Source organism: Saccharothrix hoggarensis (genome assembly GCF_052936025.1).
Genome location: NZ_CP193624.1, coordinates 2,297,916 through 2,318,938 on the forward strand (window position 1 = coordinate 2,297,916; position 21,023 = coordinate 2,318,938).

The 21,023-nt window shown below is 73.5% G+C and carries 18 protein-coding genes; 11 read left to right on the forward strand and 7 right to left on the reverse strand.

The window, feature by feature from the left end:
* The first annotated feature begins 18 nt into the window (after positions 1-18).
* Both ACRAKH_RS11140 and ACRAKH_RS11145 read left to right on the forward strand, forming a co-directional pair.
* Entirely contained in the window at positions 19-1,218 is a 1,200-nt protein-coding gene (locus tag ACRAKH_RS11140; RefSeq protein ID WP_380721093.1) for a hypothetical protein, read from the forward strand.
* Positions 1,219-1,269: 51 nt separating this feature from the next.
* Positions 1,270-2,082, forward strand: coding sequence for an SGNH/GDSL hydrolase family protein (locus ACRAKH_RS11145; RefSeq protein ID WP_380721090.1), 813 nt, complete (start codon positions 1,270-1,272; stop codon positions 2,080-2,082).
* Positions 2,083-2,736: 654 nt separating this feature from the next.
* Here ACRAKH_RS11145 and ACRAKH_RS11150 read toward each other — a convergent pair.
* The 5 genes from ACRAKH_RS11150 to ACRAKH_RS11170 form a co-directional block, all read right to left on the reverse strand.
* Entirely contained in the window at positions 2,737-4,536 is a 1,800-nt protein-coding gene (locus ACRAKH_RS11150; protein WP_380721088.1) for a glycosyltransferase family 39 protein, read from the reverse strand.
* Positions 4,537-4,595: 59 nt separating this feature from the next.
* Positions 4,596-5,810, reverse strand: a complete 1,215-nt coding sequence (locus ACRAKH_RS11155; protein ID WP_380721085.1) for a glycosyltransferase — start codon at positions 5,808-5,810, stop codon at positions 4,596-4,598.
* 38 nt (positions 5,811-5,848) lie between these two features.
* A complete protein-coding gene (locus tag ACRAKH_RS11160; protein ID WP_380721082.1) occupies positions 5,849-7,684 on the reverse strand; it encodes an ArnT family glycosyltransferase in 1,836 nt (611 codons plus the stop codon).
* A 109-nt stretch (positions 7,685-7,793) separates the two neighbouring features.
* Complete coding sequence (locus tag ACRAKH_RS11165) at positions 7,794-9,251, reverse strand: sensor histidine kinase (protein WP_380721079.1); 1,458 nt, start codon at positions 9,249-9,251, stop codon at positions 7,794-7,796.
* On the reverse strand, positions 9,229-9,969 hold the full coding sequence (locus tag ACRAKH_RS11170; protein ID WP_380721076.1) for a response regulator transcription factor: 741 nt from the start codon (positions 9,967-9,969) through the stop codon (positions 9,229-9,231). The genes ACRAKH_RS11165 and ACRAKH_RS11170 overlap by 23 nt, the downstream gene beginning before the upstream one ends.
* Before the next feature lie 222 nt (positions 9,970-10,191).
* Here ACRAKH_RS11170 and ACRAKH_RS11175 point away from each other — a divergent pair, with 222 nt between their 5' ends.
* Genes ACRAKH_RS11175 through mug form a run of 4 tightly spaced genes read left to right on the forward strand, consistent with a single transcriptional unit; the run spans position 10,192 to position 13,773 of the window.
* Entirely contained in the window at positions 10,192-10,755 is a 564-nt protein-coding gene (locus tag ACRAKH_RS11175; protein ID WP_380721073.1) for a hypothetical protein, read from the forward strand.
* Between the two features lie 9 nt (positions 10,756-10,764).
* Positions 10,765-11,442, forward strand: coding sequence for a copper resistance CopC family protein (locus tag ACRAKH_RS11180; protein WP_447009791.1), 678 nt, complete (start codon positions 10,765-10,767; stop codon positions 11,440-11,442).
* A 28-nt stretch (positions 11,443-11,470) separates the two neighbouring features.
* On the forward strand, positions 11,471-13,270 hold the full coding sequence (locus tag ACRAKH_RS11185) for a bifunctional metallophosphatase/5'-nucleotidase (RefSeq protein WP_380721068.1): 1,800 nt from the start codon (positions 11,471-11,473) through the stop codon (positions 13,268-13,270).
* The gene (gene mug, locus ACRAKH_RS11190) at positions 13,270-13,773 is read left to right on the forward strand and encodes a G/U mismatch-specific DNA glycosylase (RefSeq protein ID WP_380721145.1); all 504 of its coding nucleotides are present in this window, start codon (positions 13,270-13,272) and stop codon (positions 13,771-13,773) included. The genes ACRAKH_RS11185 and mug overlap by 1 nt, the downstream gene beginning before the upstream one ends.
* A 25-nt stretch (positions 13,774-13,798) precedes the next feature.
* Here the strand turns inward: mug and ACRAKH_RS11195 are convergent, their stop codons facing one another.
* A complete protein-coding gene (locus tag ACRAKH_RS11195; RefSeq protein WP_380721065.1) occupies positions 13,799-14,623 on the reverse strand; it encodes a DUF742 domain-containing protein in 825 nt (274 codons plus the stop codon).
* Between the two features lie 120 nt (positions 14,624-14,743).
* On the opposite strand from ACRAKH_RS11195, the gene ACRAKH_RS11200 reads away from it, so the two are divergent.
* Positions 14,744-14,965: an RNA-binding S4 domain-containing protein gene (locus ACRAKH_RS11200; protein ID WP_380721062.1), complete on the forward strand. Its 222-nt coding sequence runs from the start codon at positions 14,744-14,746 to the stop codon at positions 14,963-14,965.
* Here the strand turns inward: ACRAKH_RS11200 and ACRAKH_RS11205 are convergent.
* Positions 14,962-15,492, reverse strand: coding sequence for a hypothetical protein (locus ACRAKH_RS11205; RefSeq protein ID WP_380721059.1), 531 nt, complete (start codon positions 15,490-15,492; stop codon positions 14,962-14,964). The two genes, ACRAKH_RS11200 and ACRAKH_RS11205, sit on opposite strands and share 4 nt — an antisense overlap.
* 566 nt (positions 15,493-16,058) lie before the next feature.
* Between ACRAKH_RS11205 and ACRAKH_RS11210 the strand changes: the two genes are divergently transcribed.
* The 4 genes from ACRAKH_RS11210 to ACRAKH_RS11225 all read left to right on the forward strand — a co-directional run bounded on the left by ACRAKH_RS11210 (position 16,059) and on the right by ACRAKH_RS11225 (position 20,978).
* Complete coding sequence (locus ACRAKH_RS11210; RefSeq protein WP_380721057.1) at positions 16,059-17,543, forward strand: sugar transferase; 1,485 nt, start codon at positions 16,059-16,061, stop codon at positions 17,541-17,543.
* 53 nt (positions 17,544-17,596) lie between these two features.
* On the forward strand, positions 17,597-18,766 hold the full coding sequence (locus ACRAKH_RS11215) for a Gfo/Idh/MocA family protein (RefSeq protein WP_380721054.1): 1,170 nt from the start codon (positions 17,597-17,599) through the stop codon (positions 18,764-18,766).
* Positions 18,767-18,828: 62 nt separating this feature from the next.
* Positions 18,829-19,824, forward strand: coding sequence for an SDR family NAD(P)-dependent oxidoreductase (locus ACRAKH_RS11220; RefSeq protein ID WP_380721051.1), 996 nt, complete (start codon positions 18,829-18,831; stop codon positions 19,822-19,824).
* An 8-nt stretch (positions 19,825-19,832) separates the two neighbouring features.
* A complete protein-coding gene (locus ACRAKH_RS11225; RefSeq protein ID WP_447009792.1) occupies positions 19,833-20,978 on the forward strand; it encodes a DegT/DnrJ/EryC1/StrS family aminotransferase in 1,146 nt (381 codons plus the stop codon).
* The last annotated feature ends 45 nt before the right edge of the window (positions 20,979-21,023 follow it).

Below are 21,023 nucleotides of genomic sequence, written 5' to 3' on the forward strand. Positions count from 1 at the left end.
GGAGTAGGGTCGGAGGAGATGAGCGTGGAGATCACCGCCGGCCCGCACGACATCGACGACGCCGCCCCCTCCGAGCTTGACGACGCGGTGGCGGCGGCCGAATCGGTGTTGAGCGGCAGGTTCGGCGCACCGGTGCGACTGGCCGACCCCGAGGACCTCGGGGGAGCGGGCCGGTCCGTCGTCGCGCGCGTCCGGGTGGCCTCCACCCCGTTCTCCCTGCCCCGCACCCTCGTGGTCAAGCGCTACCCGTCGCCCGTGGCGGACCGCGACCCGTTCGCGCACGAGGTGGTGAGCCACAAGCTGCTCACCGCGCTGCCGTCCGAGGAACGCCTCACCCCCGAGCTGGTCGCGCAGGACAACGCCAAGCGGCTCGTCGTCCTCGAAGACCTCGGCAAGGCGCCTCGGCTGGCCGAGAAGCTGCTCGGCTCCGACGCGCGTGCCGCCGAACGGGGCCTGCTGTCGTGGGCGCACGCCATGGGGCGGCTGCACGCGACCACCGCCGGGCGTGACGCGGACTTCGACGCGTTGATGCGCCGCCAGGGCAGCCAGTGCTGCGCCGACCCGATCGTCGTCGACGTGCACACGGCGCTCCGGGGGCTGCCGGAGCTGCTCGTTGAATCGTTGGAAGTGGAGACGCCCGAGTCGGTGCGGTCGTTCGCCGACCAGGCAGTGCGCGGGTTCGTCACGTCCCGCCGGCGTGCGTTCAGCCCGTCCACGTCGTGCCCCGACAACCACCTCGTGACCAGCAAGGGCGTGCGGTTCCTCGACTTCGAGGGCGGCTGCGTGCGGGACATCGTGTTCGACGCGGCGTGCCTGCGGGTGCCGTTCCCGTCGTGCTGGTGCGCGTACGGGCTGCCCGCCGGCATGTCGGAGGCGATGGTCGCGGCGTGGCGCGCCGAGGTGTCGTCCGTGTGGCCCGACCTGGACGACGACGCCGTGTTCCTGCCCCGGCTGCTGGAAGCGCAGCTGCTGTGGGTGTGGCTCGGCACGTGGCGCGGCCTGCCGGGGCTCGACTCGGCCCTGCCGTCCGGCCACCGCCCGCTCGACTCGCCGCCGCGGGTGGTCGTGCTGACCACGCGGTGGGTGCGGCTGCGGGCGGACGCCGTGGCGGCCGGCGCGCACCACATCGCGGCGCACGCGGACGCCGTCCTCTCGGCGCTCGTGTCGCGGTACGGGTCGAAGGCCGCGGAACTGCCGCTGTACCCGGCATTCCGGTAGCGTTCCGCTGTTCGTTCTCGGCGCGTCACGTCGCTGCGCGATGGTCCTCCCGTGGCCAAGACGGTGCGCAGCCTGGTGGTCCTGGGTGACTCGACGACGGTGGGCGTGGGCGACCCCGTGCCCGGTGGGTGGCGTGGCGTCGGCCCGTTGCTCGCGGCGGCCTTCGCGGACGCGCGGTACTTGAACGTCTCGTCCACCGGCGCGCGGGTGGCGTCGGTGCGGCACGAGCAGTTGCCGAAGGTGCTGCCGTCGCGCCCGGACGCGGCCGTGCTGCTGGTGGGCATGAACGACACGCTGCGCTCGGACTTCGACGGCCGGCGGCTGCACGTCGACCTGGACGCGATCGTGGGCGCGCTGGTGGCGGCGGGTTCGGCGGTCGTGACGGTGCGGTTCCACGACCACAGCAGGGTGTTCCGGCTGCCGGGCGCGCTGCGGCGGGCGTTGCGGGCGCGGATCGGCGAGCTGAACGAGATCATCGACGCGGTCGTGCGGCGGCACGGGATCGGGTGCGTCGACCTCGACCTGATGGCGGGCGCGTACGCGGAGGAGACGTGGGCGGTGGACCGGCTGCACCCGTCGGAGCTGGGGCACCGGCGGCTGGCGGCGGCGTTCGCGGCGCGGTTGGCGGAGATGGGCTGCGAGGTGCCCGGTGAGGTGTCGTTGGTGTGCACGGGCGGCTTGAGGGTGACCCCGCTGCACCACGCGGGATGGTTGGTGTTCAAGGGGATTCCGTGGCTGTGGCGGCGAGGGCGCGACCTCCTCCCTTATGCCGCAACCATCATGTACCGCTCGTGGGCGGGTCACCCGGAACCGCCCCGATATGTCATCCGACCGAGTGATGACCTCGACCACGCGTTTGAATAACGTGGAGGCATGACCACAACCACTGTCTCGCAAGCCTTTCGCTCACTGTCCACAGTCGACTTCGGGCCGCCACCTCGTTCCGGTCGACGTGCGACCGGCAACCGCCACGCCGGCCACGGCCGGCCCCGCACCCCCTCGCTCCTTCGCCCGTGCCTCTCGACCTGCTCGGCCGTGTCGCCCCGATCGCGCCTACCCGACCGCTCCGCAGCACCCCCTCGACCGCGCGTGCCCGCGTGGACGGACGCGGCTCCTCCCTTGCGGCTGCACGAGGGGTGGGGCGTGCGTGCCCGGCTGCGCACGAAGTTGGGTGTGTCTGCCCGGCCGCGCTGGAGGTGGGGCGTGTGTGCTCGGCTGCCGCTGCCGCTGCCGCTGCCGCTGCCGCTGCCGCTGCCGCTGCGCGTCGGGGTGGCTGTGGCCGTTCGGTCGTGCGTGCCGACCTGGTCCGAGGTCCCGCACGCTGTCCACCAGTGCTGGCGGCGTGGTCGGCTTCCGGCTCGGCGTCCTGATGATCACCCGGCCGGCGGTCCGCGGCACGCGCCTGGCCGCCGCCGAGGGAGCGTGGTGCCTCGCTCACGCGTGCCAGGCTGGTTGCGTTCCCTTGCCAGGGGCCTGGCGCGGGTGGTTGCCGGGCTCGGTGGGGGTCGCGCCCGTGGGCTACCCGAGTCGGTAGACGGTGGAGCCGCCGACTGTCGTGGCCTCGTAGCGCGCGGCGACCCAGTCGGTGATCTCCGAGTCACCGCGCGGGCCGCCCCCGCCGCCCATGCCCCCGGTGACGAAGTAGCCGATCCGGCCGTCCGCCACGTACCGCTGGAACTCTTCGAGCGTGGGCGCCGGGTCGCCGCCGCTCCACCCACCGATCCCGATCACGGCCTTGCCCGAGGCCAGCGAGAGTCCTGCCGCCGCCTGCGCGCTCAGCGTCGCCGCGGCCCAGGTGCCGGTGGTGTCCTTCAGCAGCGCGGCCAGCTCGTCGGAGGTCTGCCCCATCGGGCCGCCGCCGTTCAGCTGGCCGGTGTAGGAGGCGGGGCCGGACATGGGGATGGAGCCGCCGTGCGGGGTGGCGGCGGTGGCCACGCCGAAGGCGGCGGTGGAGAGGGTGGAGGTGATCAGCGCGAGCGCGGCGATCCGGCGCGCGCCCATGATGATCGCCGTGGCCACCAGCACGGTCAGGGCGGCGACGACCCAGCGGAGGGCCGGCACCCAGTCGCCGAACCGCTGGAGCAGCGCGAAGCCCCAAAAACCGGCCGCGGCGACCATGAGGGCGAGGGCCACGCGCACCGGGCCGTGCGCGCGTCCGCGCCACATCTCGCGGCCGGCGATGGCGGCGAGCGCCGCGACGCCCGGTGCGACGGCGACCGTGTAGTACGGGTGGGTGATGCCGCTCATGAGGCTGAACACGATCCCGTTGCCCAGCACCCACAATCCCCACAGCACCAGGGCCGCACGGGTGCGGTCGGTGCGCGGCGCGCGGCGCGTGAACCACAGCCCGGCGACCAGTCCGATGAGCGCGGCGGGGAGCAACCAGGAGATCTCGCCGCCCATGCTGGCGCCGAACAACCGGTCGATCCCGGCGTCGCCACCGAACCCGAGGTTGCCGTTGCCGCCGCCCACGACCTTCCCGCCGCCTCCGCCGAAGATCCGGCCAAGGCCGTTGTAGCCGATGGCCAGCTCCCACAGGGAGTCGTTCGAAGACCCACCGATGTACGGGCGTGAGTCGGCGGGCCACAGCTCCACCAGGGCGATGAACCACCCGGCGGACGCGGCCACGGCCAGTCCCGCGCCCGCCAGGTGCAGGAGTCGCCTGCCCGGGGACGTCGGCGCGGCGAGGAGGTAGGCGGCCGTGAAGGCGGGCAGCACCAGGAACGCCTGCCCCATCTTGGCCAGGAACGCGAACCCGACGGCCACGCCCGCCAGCGCGAGCCACCACGCGGACGCCTTCTCCAACGCCCGCACCGTGCAGTAGGCGCCGGCGACCATCAGCAGCACCAGCAACGCGTCGGGGAGGTTGAACCGGAACACCAACACCGCCACCGGCGTCACGGCCAGCGCCGTCCCGGCCATCAGCCCGGCCACGGCGCCGGAGGTGCGCTTCACCGTGGCGTACAACAACCACACGGCCAGCACCCCTTGGACGGCCTGCGGCGCCAGGACCGTCCAGCTGGAGAACCCGAACACGCGGGCGACGAGCCCGCTGACCCACAAGGAGGCGGGCGGCTTGTCGACGGTGATCACGCCGCCGGCGTCGAGCCCGCCGAACAGCCAGGCAACCCAGTCCCGCGACCCGGCCTGCGTGGCGGCCGCGTAGTAGGTGTTGCCCCAGCCGGAGGAGGAGAGGTCCCACAGGTACAGCACCGAAGTGCCCGCCAGCAGCACGACCAAAGCGGCCGTGTGCCCGTTCCGACGTGGCCGGGGCGAGGCGGGTGCGGCCGCGGGTGCCATCTCAGTGGCGGTGGTCATGGAGTGATCCCAACGATCGTCGACGGTGGTCGGAGTGGTCAGCGGTCAGTGGTCAGCCGTCAGGGGAGGTGAGGGGTGGTGCGGCGGGGCCGGAAGACCCAGTTGCGCAGCAGGAGGAAGCGCAGGACGGTGGCCAGGAGGTTCGCGCCGACGACCGTGGCCAGCTCGGCCGGGCCGCCGGGTGTGGCGAAGGTGTGCAGCAAAGCCAGTGAGCCACTGGTCAGCGCCAGACCGAGGCCGAAGACGAGCAAGCCCTCGAACTGGTGCCTGCCCGCACCCCTCCGGCCGCGCACGCCGAAGGTGAAACGGCGGTTGGCGGCGGTGTTGGCGATCGCCGTCACGAGCAGTGCGACGAGGTTGGCGCCCTGCGCGCCGAGGCCGCCGCGCAGCAGCACGAACAACAGGAGGTAGGCCACTGTGCTGATCGCGCCCACGGCGCCGAACCGGACGAGTTGCCGGAACAGCCCGGCGGGCACGCCCGGTGTCCCCGGCTCCAACGGTTGCCTCCCCAGCTGGGCACGGAGGTCGCCGATGGGGATGCGCCCGGTCACCAGGCCGCGCGCCACCCGTGCGACGCCTTTCAGGTCGGCCACGGCGGTCGCGAGGAGGTCGACCCGGCTGTCGGGGTCGTCCACCCAGTCGACCGGCACCTCGTGGATGCGCGCGCCCGCCCGTTCGGCGAGCACCAGCAGTTCGGTGTCGAAGAACCAGCCCGTGTCCTCGACGTGGGGCAGCAGGCGGCGGGCGGCGTCGGCCCGGATGGCCTTGAAGCCGCACTGCGCGTCGGTGAACCGGGTGGCGAGCGTGCCGCGGAGGACGAGGTTGTAGCAGCGGGAGATGAACTCGCGCTTCGGTCCGCGCACCACCCGTGCCCCGCGCGCCAACCGGCTGCCGATCGCCAGGTCGGAGTGACCCGACATCAGGGGCGCGACGAGCGGTGCGAGGGCGGCCAGGTCGGTGGAGAGGTCGACGTCCATGTAGGCGAGCACGGCGGCGTCGGACGCGGTCCACGCGGCTTTCAGCGCCCGGCCGCGTCCTTTCTCGGCCAGGTGCACGGCGGTCACGCCGGGCAGTTCACGGGCCAGCGCGTCGGCGACGGCGCGCGTCCCGTCGGTGCTGGCGTTGTTCGCGATGGTGATCCGGAACGGGTAGGGGAAGGTCCGGCTGAGGTCGGCGTGCAGCTCGCGCACGCACGGCGCGAGGTCGCGTTCCTCGTTGTGCACGGGCACCACCACGTCGAGCACGGTGGTCGCCGTGGGCGAAGCGAGTGTCATGACCTCACCCTCGGGCGGTTCGCTGGGCGGCTCGTGTGTCATCGCTGTGCGCCCGCTGTGAGGTCCCGGTCGGTGATGTCCTGATCGGTGAGGTTCCGGTCGGTGAGGTCGTAGACGGTGACGTCGTCGACGGTCGTGGGGGTGAACGTGGCCTCGACCCACTCGGCGATCCGCTCGGACGCGTCGCTGCCGGTCTCCGCCGGCATGCCCGCGCCACCGAGGAAGTAGTGGATTCGTCCACTTCGGACCATCGTCTGGAACTGCTCCAGCGTCGGCGCGGGATCGGTGCCGTTGAACCCGCCGACGGCCAGCACCGGCGACCCGCTGCCGAGCTGGAACCCGGCGGCGTTGTTCGACCCGACGGTCGCCGCGGCCCACGTGAAGCCGTCGCTGTCGCGCAGCAGCCGAACCAGGTCGTCACCGGGGTCGGGCGCGTGGAGCAGGCCGCCCATCCGCCCGGTGCCGCCACCGGTCACCGCGCCGCCGGGGCCGACCACCACCAGCCCGCCGCCCGGTCGGTCCCCAGGTCCGGGACCGGCGCTCGGGATCGCGCCGGAGTGGGGCGTCGCGGCGGTGGCGACCGAGTACGCGCCCGGCCCGAGGAGGGCGGCGACCAGTGCGAGCGGCACGACGACGACCGCCGGCGCGACCGCGGACAGGAACAACCCCACGGCGGCCGCCAGACCGAGGACCAGCACGACCACGGCCAACGTGGTGGACCAGTCCAACAGCAGCAGGTAGCACTGCAACGCCGTGACGGCCAACGCGCCGGCCAGTGCCGCGGCCGCGGCGGGCTCGCGCCGCTTCCGCCACAGCGCGACGGCGCCGATCCCGATCACCGCGCCGATGGCCGGCGCCAGCGCCACCGTGTAGTAGGCGTGGATGATGCCGTTCATGAAGCTGAAGACGACGGCGGTGACGACGAGCCACCCGCCCCACAGCGCGAGTTGGACCCGTTCGCCCGCGCGTCCGGCCCACCACCCGGCGACCAGCAGCACCACCGCCGTCGGCAGCAGCCACGCGATCTGACTCCCCATCTCCGCGCCGAGCAACCGTCCCCACCCGCCGGAACCCCAGCCCCCGCCGCCGACGCTGCCGATCTCCTCGCCCGTCAGCCGGCCCAGGCCGTTGTAGCCGAGCGCCAGTTCCAGCACGCTGTTCGACTGCGACCCGCCGATGTAGGGCCGCGACCCGGCGGGGACCAGCTCCACCACCAGCACCCACCATCCGCCGGCCACGACCACCGCACCGAGCGCCACGGCCAGGTGCCACGCCTTGCGCAGCACGGCCGCCGGCGCGAACGCCAGGTACACCAGCCCGAACGCGGGCAGCACCAGGAACGCCTGCGCCATCTTGGCCAGGAACGCGAACCCGACCGCCACGCCGGCGAGCGCCAACCACCGCGCCGACGCCGTCTCGGTGGCGCGGACCGTGCAGTAGGCGCCCGCGACGAGCAGCAGGACCAGCAACGCGTCGGGGTTGTTGAACCGGAACATCAGCACGGCGACCGGTGTCAGCGCCAGCACGGCGCCCGCGATCAGGCCGGCGGCCTCACCGGCCGTCCGGCGCACGGTGGCGTGCAGCAGCACGACGCTCGCCACGCCCATGAGGGCCTGCGGCACCAGGATGCTCCACGCGTTGACGCCGAACAGCCGGGCGGACAGCCCCATGACCCAGGTCGCCGCGGGCGTCTTGTCGACGGTGATGCCGCCGGCCGGGTCGGTGGCCCCGAAGAACCACGCGTGCCAGCTCTCGGCTCCGGCCTGGGCGGCGGCGGAGTAGTAGGCGTTGGCCCAACCGGAGTCGCCCAGGCGCCAGAGGTACAGCACCGCCGTCCCGGCCGACAACAGCAACAGGGGTAGTCGCGCTCGCATGGGCTCGACCCTGGCCGGCAACCCTGGGCACGCCTTGTGCCCAACCTGTGAGCCGCCTGTGCACCCCAACCCCGGCCAGTACGCACCCTGCATCCGAACCCGCGCCGGATCAGGTGGGGGGGTGGTGCGGCAGGCGAACGGTGAAGGTGGTGTGGCCCGGTCTGCTGTTCAGTCGCACGGTGCCGTTGTGCGCGGTCACGACGGCGGACACGATGGACAGGCCCAGGCCGGTGCTGCCGGCCGCACGGGAGCGCGACGTGTCGCCCCTGCTGAACCGCTCGAACACCTCGCCTTGCCGGTCGGGCGGGATGCCGGGGCCGTCGTCGGTCACCGCCACCTCCACCGCACCGTCCACAATGGACAGCGAAGTGGTCACGGTGGTGCCGGGTGGCGTGTGGGTGCGGGCGTTCGACAGGAGGTTCGCCAGCACCTGGTGCAGTTTGTGCTGGTCACCGGTCACCTGAACGGCCTGGGGCGGCAGGGCCAGGCGCCACTCGTGGTCCGGTCCGGCGATCCGGGCGTCGCTGACGGTGTCGACCACGAGCCGCGACAGGTCGACCGGCTCACGTCCCAGCGGCCGGCCCGCGTCGAGCCGCGCCAGCAGCAGCAGGTCCTCGACCAGCGACGTCATCCGCACCGCCTCGGACTCCACGCGGCGCATGGCGTGCGCGATCCGCGGCGGCACGTCGTCGGACGTGCGACGCGTCAGCTCGGCGTACCCGCGGATCGCCGCCAACGGCGTGCGCAGCTCGTGGCTCGCGTCGGCCACGAACTGCCGCACCCTGGTCTCGCTCGCGTGCCGCGCCTGCAACGCGCTGCCGACGTGGCCGAGCATCCGGTTCAACGCCAGCCCGACCTGACCCACCTCGGTGTCGGGGTCGGCGTCCCGCTCCGACACCCGCTCCGCCAACGCCACCTCGCCCTCGTGCAGCGGCAGCTCGGCCACCCGTCCGGCGGTGGCGGCGACGCGTTCCAGCGGGCGCAGGGTGCGGCGGACGATCAGCGCCCCGGCGAGGCTCGCGGCGATCAGCCCGGCCAGCGCCACCCCGCCGAGGACCCACCCCATCCGCCACACGGTGCCGTCGACGTCGGACATCGGCAGTCCGGTGATCACGCGCGTCCCGAACGGCGTGGTGACGGCGACGAGCCGGTGGTCGCCCAGCTCCTCGCCCAGCCACACCGTGCGCGGCCTCCCGTCGGCGGGCACCGCGGCGGCCAGCGCGCTCACGTCGATCGACAGCGCCTCGCTCTCGCCGCGCCCCGGCGTGAGCCGCTCGGCGTTGGTGGCGCCGTCGAGGCGCTTGATCAGCACCAACGTCCCCGGTCGGAACCCCGGCCGGTCGAGCGGGCCGCGGTGCAGGTCGTCGGGCATCGGCGGCGGCAGCTCGCGGCTCGCCTTCACCGCCGACTCGACCACCTGGTCGTCGAGCTGCCCGACCAGGAACTCCCGCAGCGCGAACCCGGTGGCCACGCCGATGATCGCGCACACCACGGCGAGCAGCGCCACCTGCTCGGCGACGAGCCGGGTCCGCAGGGACCAGCGCCTAGGCCGAAGGCTTGAGGACATACCCGGCGCCCCGCATCGTGTGGATCATCGGCGTCCGGCCGGCGTCGATCTTCTTGCGCAGGTAGGAGATGTACAGCTCGACGATGTTCGCCTGCCCGCCGAAGTCGTAGCTCCACACCCGGTCGAGGATCTGCGCCTTGGACAGCACGCGCCGGGGGTTGCGCATCAGGAACCGCAGCAGCTCGAACTCGGTCGCGGTCAGCTCGATCGACGTGCCGCCCCGCCGCACCTCGCGCGTCTCCTCGTCCAGCACCAGGTCGCCGACCACGAGTTCGGTGCCGGCGGTCGCCTCGGTGACGCCGGTGCGGCGCAGCAGCCCGCGCAGCCGCAGCACGACCTCTTCCAGGCTGAACGGCTTGGTCACGTAGTCGTCGCCGCCCGCGGTGAGCCCGGCGATCCGGTCCTCCACGGCGTCCCGGGCGGTCAGGAACAGCACCGGCAACGCGGGCAGGTCGGCCCGCATCCGGCGCAGCACCTCCAGCCCGTCGAAGTCGGGCAGCATCACGTCCAGCACCACCACGTCCGGCCGGAACTCGCGCGCGGCCCGGACGGCGGACGTGCCGTCGAGCGCGGTGCGGACCTCCCACCGCTCCATCCGCAACGCCATCGACATGAGGTCGGCCAACGTGGACTCGTCGTCCACCACGAGGACCCGGACGGGACTGCCGTCCGGGCGGCGGAGCTCGGGGGAGGCCCCCGAAGCGGGCACTGGGCGCATGGGCGCATCGTGGCGCCCGCGGTTGAGACGACCCTGTGCCGATCCTGTGCGGCACCTGTGAACCCCCGAAGGAACCCGGTGAACCCGGTGAACCCGACGAACCCGGCGAACCCGGCGAACGCGGGAAACGCGGGGAACCCGGTCAACCAGCCGGCGCGACGCACAGCCGCCGCCCAAGGACCGCACAGGCTGCGCACAGGGTCCGCCGAGAGCGTGGTCGCCATGACTACCGACACCGAGCAGCACCCGACCTGGGGTGAGGAGCCGCCGGCGCGGGCCGACGCCCCCGGAACCGGCTGGAACGGCCGCAAGACCCTCGCGGCGGTCGCGGTCGCCGTGGGCATCGCCGCCGTCGGCGGTGGGGTGATCTACGCGGCGGGCAACTCCGACGCCGCGCGCGGCCTGGGCCCGGGCGGTTACGGCATGCGCCCCGGCGGCGGCCTCGTGATCATGGGCGGGCCGTTCGGCGACGCGCAGCACGGCGAGTTCCAGAACGGCGAGGTCACCGAGGTCGACGCCGACTCCGTCACGGTGCGCAGCGGCGACGGCTTCAGCAAGACGTACACGATCGACGGGGACACGCGGGTCAACGGCGGGCAGGCCGACCTGGACGACGTCGCCGCGGGTGACGTGGTCACGGTCCTCGCCTCGGCGGTGGACGGCGTCTCCACCGCGGACAACATCATGGAGGGCGACATGCAGCGCGGCGGGCCGCGCCGGGGCGACGGCCAGCCCCCCGACGACGAGCTCCCGGCCGATCGGCAGGACACCCCCCGGACCCGGTAGAACTACCGCATGACCCGACTGGCGCTCTCGGCACTCCTGGCGACCCTGGTCCTGCTCGGGGCGGCGCCCCCGGCGTCCGCGCACACCGAGCTGGTCTCCAGCGACCCGGCGAACGGCGCCTCGCTGCCGCAGCGGCCCACCCGGCTCACGCTGACGTTCACCGAACCGGTGCCGGCCGAGAGCGCCACGGTCACCGTCACCGGCCCGGACGGCGCGGCGTGGCCGTTGGGCGAGGTCACGGCGCAGGGGGCGACGCTGCTCGTCCCGCTGAACCAGACGGGCTCGCCGGCCGGGGCGTACACGGTGACGTGGATGGTCCAGTCGCTCGACGGCGACTTCGTCGACGGCACGTTCGCGTTCACGCTGACGGCCCCGCCGGCGCAGCAGCCGCCGGCCGCCACCACGCCCGCCGCGCCGCCGGCCGTGACGTCCCCCGCCGCGACCACTCCCGCGGTGACGTCGCCGGGCAGCACGGCCACCGGCTCGGTCGCCACGATCACCGCCGAGGCCACCGCGACGTCCACCCGGGCCACCGGCGGCGCGGCGGACGACGGCGTGCCGCTGTGGGTGTGGATCGTGCTCGTGGCGCTCCTGGCGGTCGTCGGCATCGCGGTCGCCGTCGCCCTGAGCCGGCGCGCGAACAGGTCCGACGCGGGCGGCCCGGACGACGGCGAGTCCGCCACCTAGTCAACGGTCAATGGCTACCGTTCCGCCCATGACCGGATCTCCTCTGCACCGCCGCGCCCTGCTCGCCGGCGGGGCCGCGGGTGTGCTCGCCGCCGCCGGGTTCCGCACGGCCGCGCACGCCGCCCCGGACGACCGGACCGGCGGGCGGCGGTTCACGCTCACCGTCCTCGGCACCACGGACCTGCACGGCAACGTCTTCAACTGGGACTACTTCGCCGACCGCGAGTTCGACGACGCCGCGCACAACGACGTCGGCCTGGCGAAGCTGTCCACGCTGGTCAAGGCGGTCCGGGAGGAGCGCGGCGCGCACCGCACCCTGTTGATCGACGCGGGCGACACCCTCCAGGGCACCCCGCTGGCCTACTACTACGCCAAGGTCGAGCCGATCGGACGCCGCCGCGTGCACCCGATGGCCGCCGCGATGAACGAGCTCGGCTACGACGCCGCCGCGCTCGGCAACCACGAGTTCAACTACGGCATCCCCCTGCTGCGGGCGTTCGAGAAGCAGCTCGACTTCCCGCTGCTCGCCGCGAACGCCGTGGACGCCGCCACCGGCGCGCCCGCGTTCCGCCCGTACGTGGTCAAGACGGTGTGGCGGACCGGCGCCGCGCCGCTGCGCGTCGGCATCCTCGGGCTGACCAACCCCGGTATCGCGATCTGGGACAAGGCGCACGTCGACGGGCGCATGACGTTCCCGGGCGTGCTGGAACAGGCCCGCGAGTGGGTGCCGAAGGTGAAGCAGGCGGGAGCGGACCTCGTGGTGGTGGCGGCGCACTCCGGCGCGGACCTGTCGTCGTCCCTGGGCGACCTGCTCCCGTTCCCGGAGAACTGCTCGGCGCTGGTCGCGGAGGAGGTGCCGGGCATCGACGCGATCCTCGTCGGCCACGCCCACACCGAGATCGCGCAGCGGTTCGTCACGAACAAGGCCACCGGGAAGCGGGTGCTGCTGACCGAGCCGCTGTTCTGGGGCAAGCGGCTGAGCCTGATGGAGTTCGACCTGGCGTGGACCCAGGGGCGGGGCTGGCACGCCGAGGCGTCCCGCTCGCAGGTGCTCAACACCAACACCGTGCCCGAGGACCCGGCGATCGTGCGGAAGCTGCGCGCCGACCACGACAAGGTCGTCGCCTACGTCAACTCCAAGATCGGCACGTCGAAGTCGGCGATGTCGGCCGCGACCGCCCGGTACGAGGACACCGCCGCGCTCGACTTCGTCAACCACGTGCAGGGCGCGGCGCTGAAGGCGGCGCTCGCGGAACCCCTGCCGGTGCTGTCGTTGGCGTCGCCGTTCAACAAGGCCGCCGCCATCCCCGCCGGCGACGTGTCGGTGCGCGACGTGGCGGGCCTGTACGTCTTCGACAACACCCTGTTCGGCGTGCGGCTCACCGGCGCGCAGCTGAAGGACTACCTGGAGCGGTCGGCGGGCTACTTCAAGGCGGTCGCCACGCCCGGCCCGCACCACCCGGACGCGCTGACCAACGCGGGCGGCACCCCGGACTACCTGTACGACGTGGCCGCCGGGCTGGACGCGCCGCTGACCTACGACATCGACCTGGCGCGGCCGGTGGGGCAGCGGATCACCGGGCTGGCCTACGCGGGCGCGGCCGTCACGCCGGACCAGGTGTTCGCGGTGGCGGTGAACAACTACCGGCAGTCCGGCGGCGGCAACTTCCCGCACATCGCCACCGCGCCCGTGCTGCACAACCGGCAGCTGGAGATCCGGCAGCTGCTCATCGAGTGGGTGCAGGGGCGCGGCGAGATCGACCCGGCCGCGTTCCACCGCACGGACTGGCGGCTGGTCGTCGACGGGACGCCGGTGGTCGTCGGGTGATGCTGCCGGACATCGTCGGGCCGGGGTTGGACGTGCTGTTCTGCGGCATCAACCCCGGTCTCCTGTCGGCCGCGAAGGGGCAGCACTTCGCCCGGCCCGGCAACCGGTTCTGGCCCGCGCTGCACCTGGCGGGCTTCACGCCGCGCCGGCTCGCGCCCGCCGAGCAGGCCGAGCTGCTCCGGTACGGGCTGGGCATCACGAACCTGGTCGCCCGCCCGACCGCGCGGGCCGAGGAGCTGACCGCCGAGGAGCTGCGCGCGGGCGGGGAGCGGTTGACGGAGCTGGCCCGGCGGCACCGGCCGAAGGTGGTGGCGGTGGTCGGCGTGACGGCGTACCGGACGGCGTTCGGGCGCAAGGCGGCACGCGTGGGTCCGCAGGAGGAGACGATCGCGTCCTCGCGGCTGTGGGTGCTGCCGAACCCGAGCGGGCTCAACGCGCACTACCAGCTGCCCGCCCTGGCCGAGGTCTTCGGCCGGCTGCGCGCGGAGGTCGCCGAGCTCTAGCCGCCCCTCCGCGCCGGCGGCGTTCTTACAACCTCCGCAGGCCCACCAGGACCCGTTCCAGCAGGGTGAAGTCCGGACCGCCGGGCGCGGCCGCGTTGTCGTGCACGGCCACGACGCCCATCGAGATCAGGTCGCCGAGCATCACCCGCGCCACGCCCAGCGGCACGGACAGCAGCGCGGAGACCTCGGCGACCGACCTTGGGTGGTTGGCGCACATCTCCACGATCGACCGCTGCTCGGCCGTCGACTGCCGCATGGCCACGGCGATGCCGTTCTCCTCCAGCGAGACCAGCGTCTCCAGCCGCAGGTCGTGGTCGGACGTCGTGCGGCCACCCGTCCACGCGTAGGGGCGGACCAGCGGGCCGGAGAACTCCTCCACGGCCGGTTCGGGCTCGGGTTCCGGCTCGCGGCCGGCCGGCACGGACGGTGGTCCGCCGTGGTCGTGGAGGTGTTCGAACGGCGCCGTCTCGTCCAGCGGGCCGTTCGGGTGGCGGCCCGGCAGGTCGTTCGGGTGGCCGCCGGGCGAGCCGTTCTGGTGGTCGTCGGGCGAGCCGTTCTGGTGGTCGTCGGGCGGGCCGTTCCGGTGGTCGTCGGGTTGGTCGGGTTGGTCGTCGAGGCTGCGGCGCAGCGCGGCCGAGCCGAACCGGGCGCCGGTGGCCCCGACCTCGCCCCGCAACGACCGCCGCCGCTGGGGCGGCTTCGGTTGCTCCGGCGGCTGCTCCTCGATGCTGCGCCGCAGCGCGGGTGAGCCGAACCGGGCGCCGGTCGTGCCGACCTCACCGCGCAGGGACCGGCGGCGCTTGCGTCCCGCGCCGCCCGCGAACTCCGGGTCTGAGCTGCCTGTGCTCACATTCCGGGAACCGTAGACCGAACCGGGTCGCGATGATGTCGGGCGTGTTGCGAGTCCGTGCAATCCTCGTTAACCGCCGCACGTGCGGACGCCCGTGCACCGCTGGGGGATGATGTGGCGATGCGCATCCGCGAGGTCGAGATCTCCGACGACATGATCAGGTTGGGCCAGTTCCTCAAGCTGGCCGGTCTGGCGGACAACGGCGCGCACGCGCGTGAGCTGGTCGAATCCGACGAGGTCACGGTGAACGGCCGGCTGGAGGGCCGGCGGGGCGCCCAGCTCCACGACGGCGACGTGGTCGCCGTGGGCGACGAGAAGGTCCGGCTCGTCGCGGCCCGCTAGTCGACGGGCGGCGTGCCCTGGCGGCGGTAGGCCCACTCCTCGTGCCAGCAGTGCGGGTACACGCCGTGCCGGAAGTACGCCTTCACGCCGTTGATCGGCGCGCTCGCCCGGTCGTGGTAGAGCAGCCAGTACGGCAGCACGGTCGCCACCACCCAGTTGACCACCACCAGCGGCAGGTACAGGGGCCCGAAGAGGCGTGCCTGGAGCACGTGCACGGCCTCGTGGTCGTCCACGCCCGGCGAGATGCCCGCCTGCACCGGGCCGATCGTGGTGGCGAAGCCCTTGATGACGCCGTGCCGCAGGCCGAGCGTGCCGCGGTGCCGGCTGAACGCGGCGTCGACCCGGTTGCCGCGGGCCAGCGCGTAGGCGAGGAACACCGCGCCGGCGAGCGTGTTCGGCAGGCTCCACGTGGCGTCCACCACGGCGAGCGCCACCCCGCGCGCCCCGCGCGGGTACAGCCGGGTGCGCCACGCCCACGCGCCGTGGAACGCGCCCAGCAGCCCGCCGACGACCAGCACGACCACCACGGCCCTATTGTGGCCGGAAAAGTGGCGTGGGTCACCCTCGGTTCGTCGGGTCCGTCGGGAATGCGTCCGGGCGGTCACCCGAAGTGCCCGGAACGTTGCGCCGAATAGCTGCTGCCGGTCTGTGAATGGGCGATCGCGCGCCGCCACGGAGTAGGGCCTTTCGACCCTATTGCCGACCCTATTCACAGTGAGTTTCGACCACCGTCGAAAACCCGGTGTAACGGAACGCGTCCCGTCACCGATGGACGTGGCCGCGTGCCTGCGCGACCCCGCACCGACCACTGTGGACCTTCCCCTCCCGCCGCCCGCCAAGCCTTTCCCGGAGTCCTCCGGCGGTGACGTCACGTCACCTGGGAACCCGTCCCGGTGTGCGCCGAGTGTCGTAATGGGGGAATGCCACCCAGAGGGCCCGCACCGCCCGTGTAACGCGCGCCGCCGACGTGACGAATGACGGATGGGCGAGGCAGAAATCGCCACCACAGCATTTGTCGTCCACCATCGCGGGTCCGTCGGGGATGCCCTGCGAACGTGCACGTCCGAACCGGCCCACCCGGGGGAGTACCGCGATGAGCAAGCAGGTCCAGCCGACGCGACGCCACAGACCCGTCGCGGGGGCGGGAGCCACCCACCGCACGACCAACCCCACGGTCGGCGCCTGGGAGCCCGCCTACCGCCGCGGCGTGATCGCCGCCGACGTGTTGTGCACGGTCGTGGTCGTGGTGCTCGCCGGCATGGTCATGTCGGCCCGCCACGCCTCGTTCGCCCCGTTCTCGCTGCTCGCCCTCGAAGCGCTCACCGTCGCCGTCGTCGTCGGGTCGCTGCTCCTCAACCGCGTGTGGAACCCCGCGGTGCTCGGCCAGGGCGCGGAGGAGTTCCGCCGCCTCGGCCGCGGCCTGTTCGCCTCCGTCGTCGCGCTCGGCTTCGGCGCGCTCGCCGCCGACCTGCCCGGCGCCCGCCTGTGGGTGTTCGTGGTCGGACCGGCCGTCGCGCTGGTCGCCTTCCCCGTCCGCTACCTGCTGCGCCGACCCCTGCACCGCGCCCGCGGCGAGGGCCGCTGCCTGCTGCCGGTGCTCGCCGCGGGCAACGTCGACACCGTCGCGGACCTCATCGGCCGCACCCGCCGAGCGCCCCACCTGGGCTGGCGCGTCGACGCCGTGTGCACTGTGGACGGTCGCGCGGAGATCGGCGTCGAGCTCGACGGCGTGCCGGTCGTCGGCACGTTCGACGACCTCGGCGAGCAGGTCCGCCGCGGCGGCTACCGGATCGTCGCGGTCACCGCCGACGGCTACTGGACGCCGAGCCGGCTCCAGCGGTTGGCCTGGGACCTGGAGGGCTCCGGCACCGAGATGGTCGTCGCGCCCGCCCTGATGGACTTCGCCGGACCCCGGCTGCACGTCACCGGCGTGCTCGGCATGCCGCTGCTGCGCGTCAGCGAACCGTCGTTCACCGGCTTCCGCCGCCTGGTCAAGGCGACCGTGGACAAGGTCGGCGCGGCGCTGCTGGTGGCGCTGCTCGCGCCCGTCCTCCTCACCGTCGCCGTGGCCATCATGGTCGACACCAAGGGGCCGGTGCTCTACAAGCAGCGCCGCGTCGGCAAGGACGGCGTGCCGTTCACGATCCTCAAGTTCCGCACGATGGTCACCGACGCGGACGCGCTGCGCGCCCGGCTCCAGTCGGTGAACGAGGGCGCGGGCGTGCTGTTCAAGCTGCGCCGCGACCCGCGGGTCACCGCCGTGGGCCGGGTCCTGCGGCGCTACTCGCTCGACGAGCTGCCGCAGCTGTTCAACGTGCTCACGGGCGCGATGTCGCTGGTCGGGCCGCGCCCGCCGCTGCCGGAGGAGAGCGCCAGGTACGGCCCGGACATGCGTCGCCGGCTGCTCGTGAAGCCCGGCCTGACCGGCCTGTGGCAGGTGTCCGGCCGCAGCGACCTGTCGTGGGAGGAGTCCGTGCGGCTCGACCTGCGGTACGTGGAGGACTGGTCGCTCGCCCTCGACGCGTTGATCTTGTGGAAGACGTTCCGGGCCGTGTTCGGCGGCCAGGGGGCCTACTGATGACGACCAGCCGACGCGCGCCTCGCGGCGACGGCCGCGACAAGGGGAGTGAGATGGACCAGCCGATCGGCATCGCCGTCATCGGCGCCGGCTACTGGGGGCCGAACCTGGTGCGCAACGCCCAGGCGACACCCGGCCTGAAGCTGCGCTACCTGTGCGACCTCGACGTGGAGCGGGCCCGCCGCGTGCTGGGCGACTACTCGACCGTGCGGGTGTCCGGCTCGCTGGACGACGTGCTCGCCGACCCGGCGGTCGACGCGGTCGCCGTCGCCACGCCGGCCGCCACGCACCTGCCGGTCGCCCTGGCCGCGCTGCGCGCGGGCAAGCACGTGCTGGTGGAGAAGCCGCTGGCGGCGACGTACGCGGAAGGGCTGGAACTGGCCCGCGAGGCGGACCGCCGCGGCCTCACGCTGATGCTCGACCACACGTTCGTCTACACGCCGACCGTGCGGTACCTGCGGCAGCTCGTGCGCGAGGGCGGGATCGGCACCGTCCAGTACCTCGACTCGGTGCGGGTCAACCTCGGCCTCGTGCAGCCCGACGTGGACGTGTTCTGGGACCTCGCGCCGCACGACCTGTCGATCTTCGACGCGATCCTGCCGGACGGCGTGCGCGTCACCCGCGTCGCCGCCCACGGCTCGGACCCCATCGGCGCGGGCCGCGCCTGCGTCGGCCACCTGACGTTGGAGCTGTCCGACGGCGTGCTGGCCCACGTGCACGTGAACTGGCTGTCGCCCACCAAGATCCGCACCATGATCGTCGGGGGGTCGCGCCGCACGGTGGTGTGGGACGACCTGAACGCCGTGCAGCGGCTCTCCGTGCACGACCGGGGCGCGGACCGCATCGAGGACGACGAGGACCGCCGCCAGGCGATCATCTCCTACCGGCGCGGCGACACCGTCGCGCCCGCCCTGCCGGAGCACGAGGCGCTGCGCGGGGTCATGGCGGAGTTCGCCGCCGCCATCACCGAGAAGCGCGCGCCGCTGACGGACGGCTGGTCGGGACTGCGGGTGCTGGCCACGCTCGAAGCGGCGTCCGCGAGCCTCGCCGCCGGCGGCGAGTTCGTCACCGTGACGCAGGTCGACGAGCCGGCCCCCGACGCCTTCGCCCGGGACGCCTCCGCCCCGGACACCTCCGCCACCGACACCTCCGCCCTGGACGCCTCCGCCACCGACGCCTCCGCCACCGACGCCTCCGCCACCGACGCCTTCGCCACCGCGTGACCCCACCGCACCGCCACCACCCGCCAGACCACCAGCACGACCCCACGGAAGGAACAAGCACCATGTCGGACGCGGCTCAGCCGATCACCGGGCAACGGGCCCTCGTCACCGGAGGAGCGGGCACCATCGGCTCCGCGGTGGTGGACCGGTTGCTCGCCGCCGGCGCCGCCGAGGTCGTCGTGCTGGACAACTTCGTCCGCGGCCGCCGGGAGAACCTGGCCGACGCCACCGCCGCGGCGGGCGACCGGCTCACCGTCGTCGACGGCGACATCAACGACCGCGCCCTGGTCGGCGAGCTGACGCGGGGCGTCGACCTGGTGTTCCACCTCGCCGCCATCCGCATCACGCAGTGCGCCGAGGAACCGCGCCTCGCGCTGGAGTCCCTGGTCGACGGCACGTTCACGGTCATCGAGGCCGCCGTGGCCGCGGGCGTCAAGAAGCTCGTCGCGTCGTCGTCGGCGTCGGTCTACGGCCTCGCCGAGGAGTTCCCGACCACCGAGCGGCACCACCCCTACAACAACGACACGTTCTACGGCGCGGCCAAGGCGTTCAACGAGGGCATGCTCCGCAGCTTCCACGCCATGAACGGCCTGGACTACGTGGCGCTGCGCTACTTCAACGTCTACGGGCCCCGGATGGACGCGCACGGCAAGTACACCGAGGTGCTGATCCGCTGGATGGAGCGCATCGCCGACGGCAAGCCGCCGCTGATCTTCGGCGACGGCGCGCAGACCATGGACTTCGTCCACGTGCACGACATCGCCCGCGCCAACGTCCTCGCCGCGACGGCCCCCGTCACCGACGCCGTCTACAACATCGCCAGCGCCCGCGAGACCAGCCTCAAGGACCTCGCGCTGGCCCTGCTGGCCGCGATGGACTCCGACCTGCCGCTGGAGCACGGCCCCGAACGCGCCGTCAACGGCGTCACGCGCCGGCTCGCCGACATCTCGGCCGCCGCCCGCGACCTCGGCTGGAAGCCCGAGATCGGCCTGGTCGACGGCCTGCGCGGCCTGGTGTCGTGGTGGCGGTCCGCCGTCGCCGCCGAGGCGTCCCGATGATCCCCGTCATGAAGCCGTGGCTCGGCGAGGAGGAGGCCGAGGCCGCCGCCGCGGCCGTCCGCTCCGGCTGGGTCGCCCAGGGACCGAAGGTCGCCGCCTTCGAGGACGCCTTCGCCCGCCGCGTCGCCGCGCTGCACGCCGTGGCCACGTCGTCCTGCACCACCGCGCTGCACATCGCGCTGCACCTGCTCGACGTGCGGCCCGGCGACGAGGTCGTGGTGCCGTCGCTGTCGTTCATCGCGACCGCCAACGCCGTCCGCTACTGCGGCGCCACCCCCGTGTTCGCCGACGTGGAGCCGGAGACCGGCAACCTGTCCGCCGCCACCGTCGAACCGGTCCTCACCGACCGCACCCGCGCCGTGATCCTCGTGCACCAGGCCGGCGTGCCCGCCGACGTCGACCCCCTGCGCGCCCTGTGCGGCCCGCGCGGCGTCACAGTGGTGGAGGACGCGGCGTGCGCCGCCGGCTCCACCTACCGCGGCGTACCGGTCGGCGCCGACGCCGAGGTGGCCGCCTGGTCGTTCCACCCGCGCAAGCTCATCACCACCGGCGAGGGCGGGATGCTCACCACCAACCGCGCCGAGTGGGCGACCCGCGGCAGGCGGCTGCGCGAGCACGGCATGAGCGTCAGCGCGGCCGAGCGGCACAGCGGCGGCGGCGCCGTCGTCGAGAGCTACCTGGAGACCGCGTTCAACTACCGGATGACCGACATCCAGGCCGCGGTCGGCCTCGTGCAACTGTCCAGACTGGACGCCATCGTGCGGCGGCGGCGCGAGCTGGCCGACCGCTACCACGACCTCCTCGCCGACGTGCTCGGCGCGGACGTGCCGGGCCTGCGCCCGGTCCGCGACCCCGGGCACGGGACGACGAACTACCAGTCGTTCTGGGTCATGCTGCCCGACGACCTCCCGGTGGAGCGCAACGACGTCCTGGCCCGCCTCGCCGAACGCGGGGTGTCGGCGCGCCGCGGGATCATGGCCGCGCACCTCGAACCCGCGTACGCCGACCACCCGCGCGTCGACCTGCCCGTCACCGAGGCGTTCACCCGGCGGTCGCTGATCCTCCCGCTCTACCACGACCTCACGGCCGCCGACCAGGACACCGTGGTCGAGCAGCTGAAGGCGGCGCTGCACGCGCCGCTGGTCTCCCGCTAGCACCACCCGAAGACCACGCACCCGGCCGAGGGCGGTCCGCCCCCG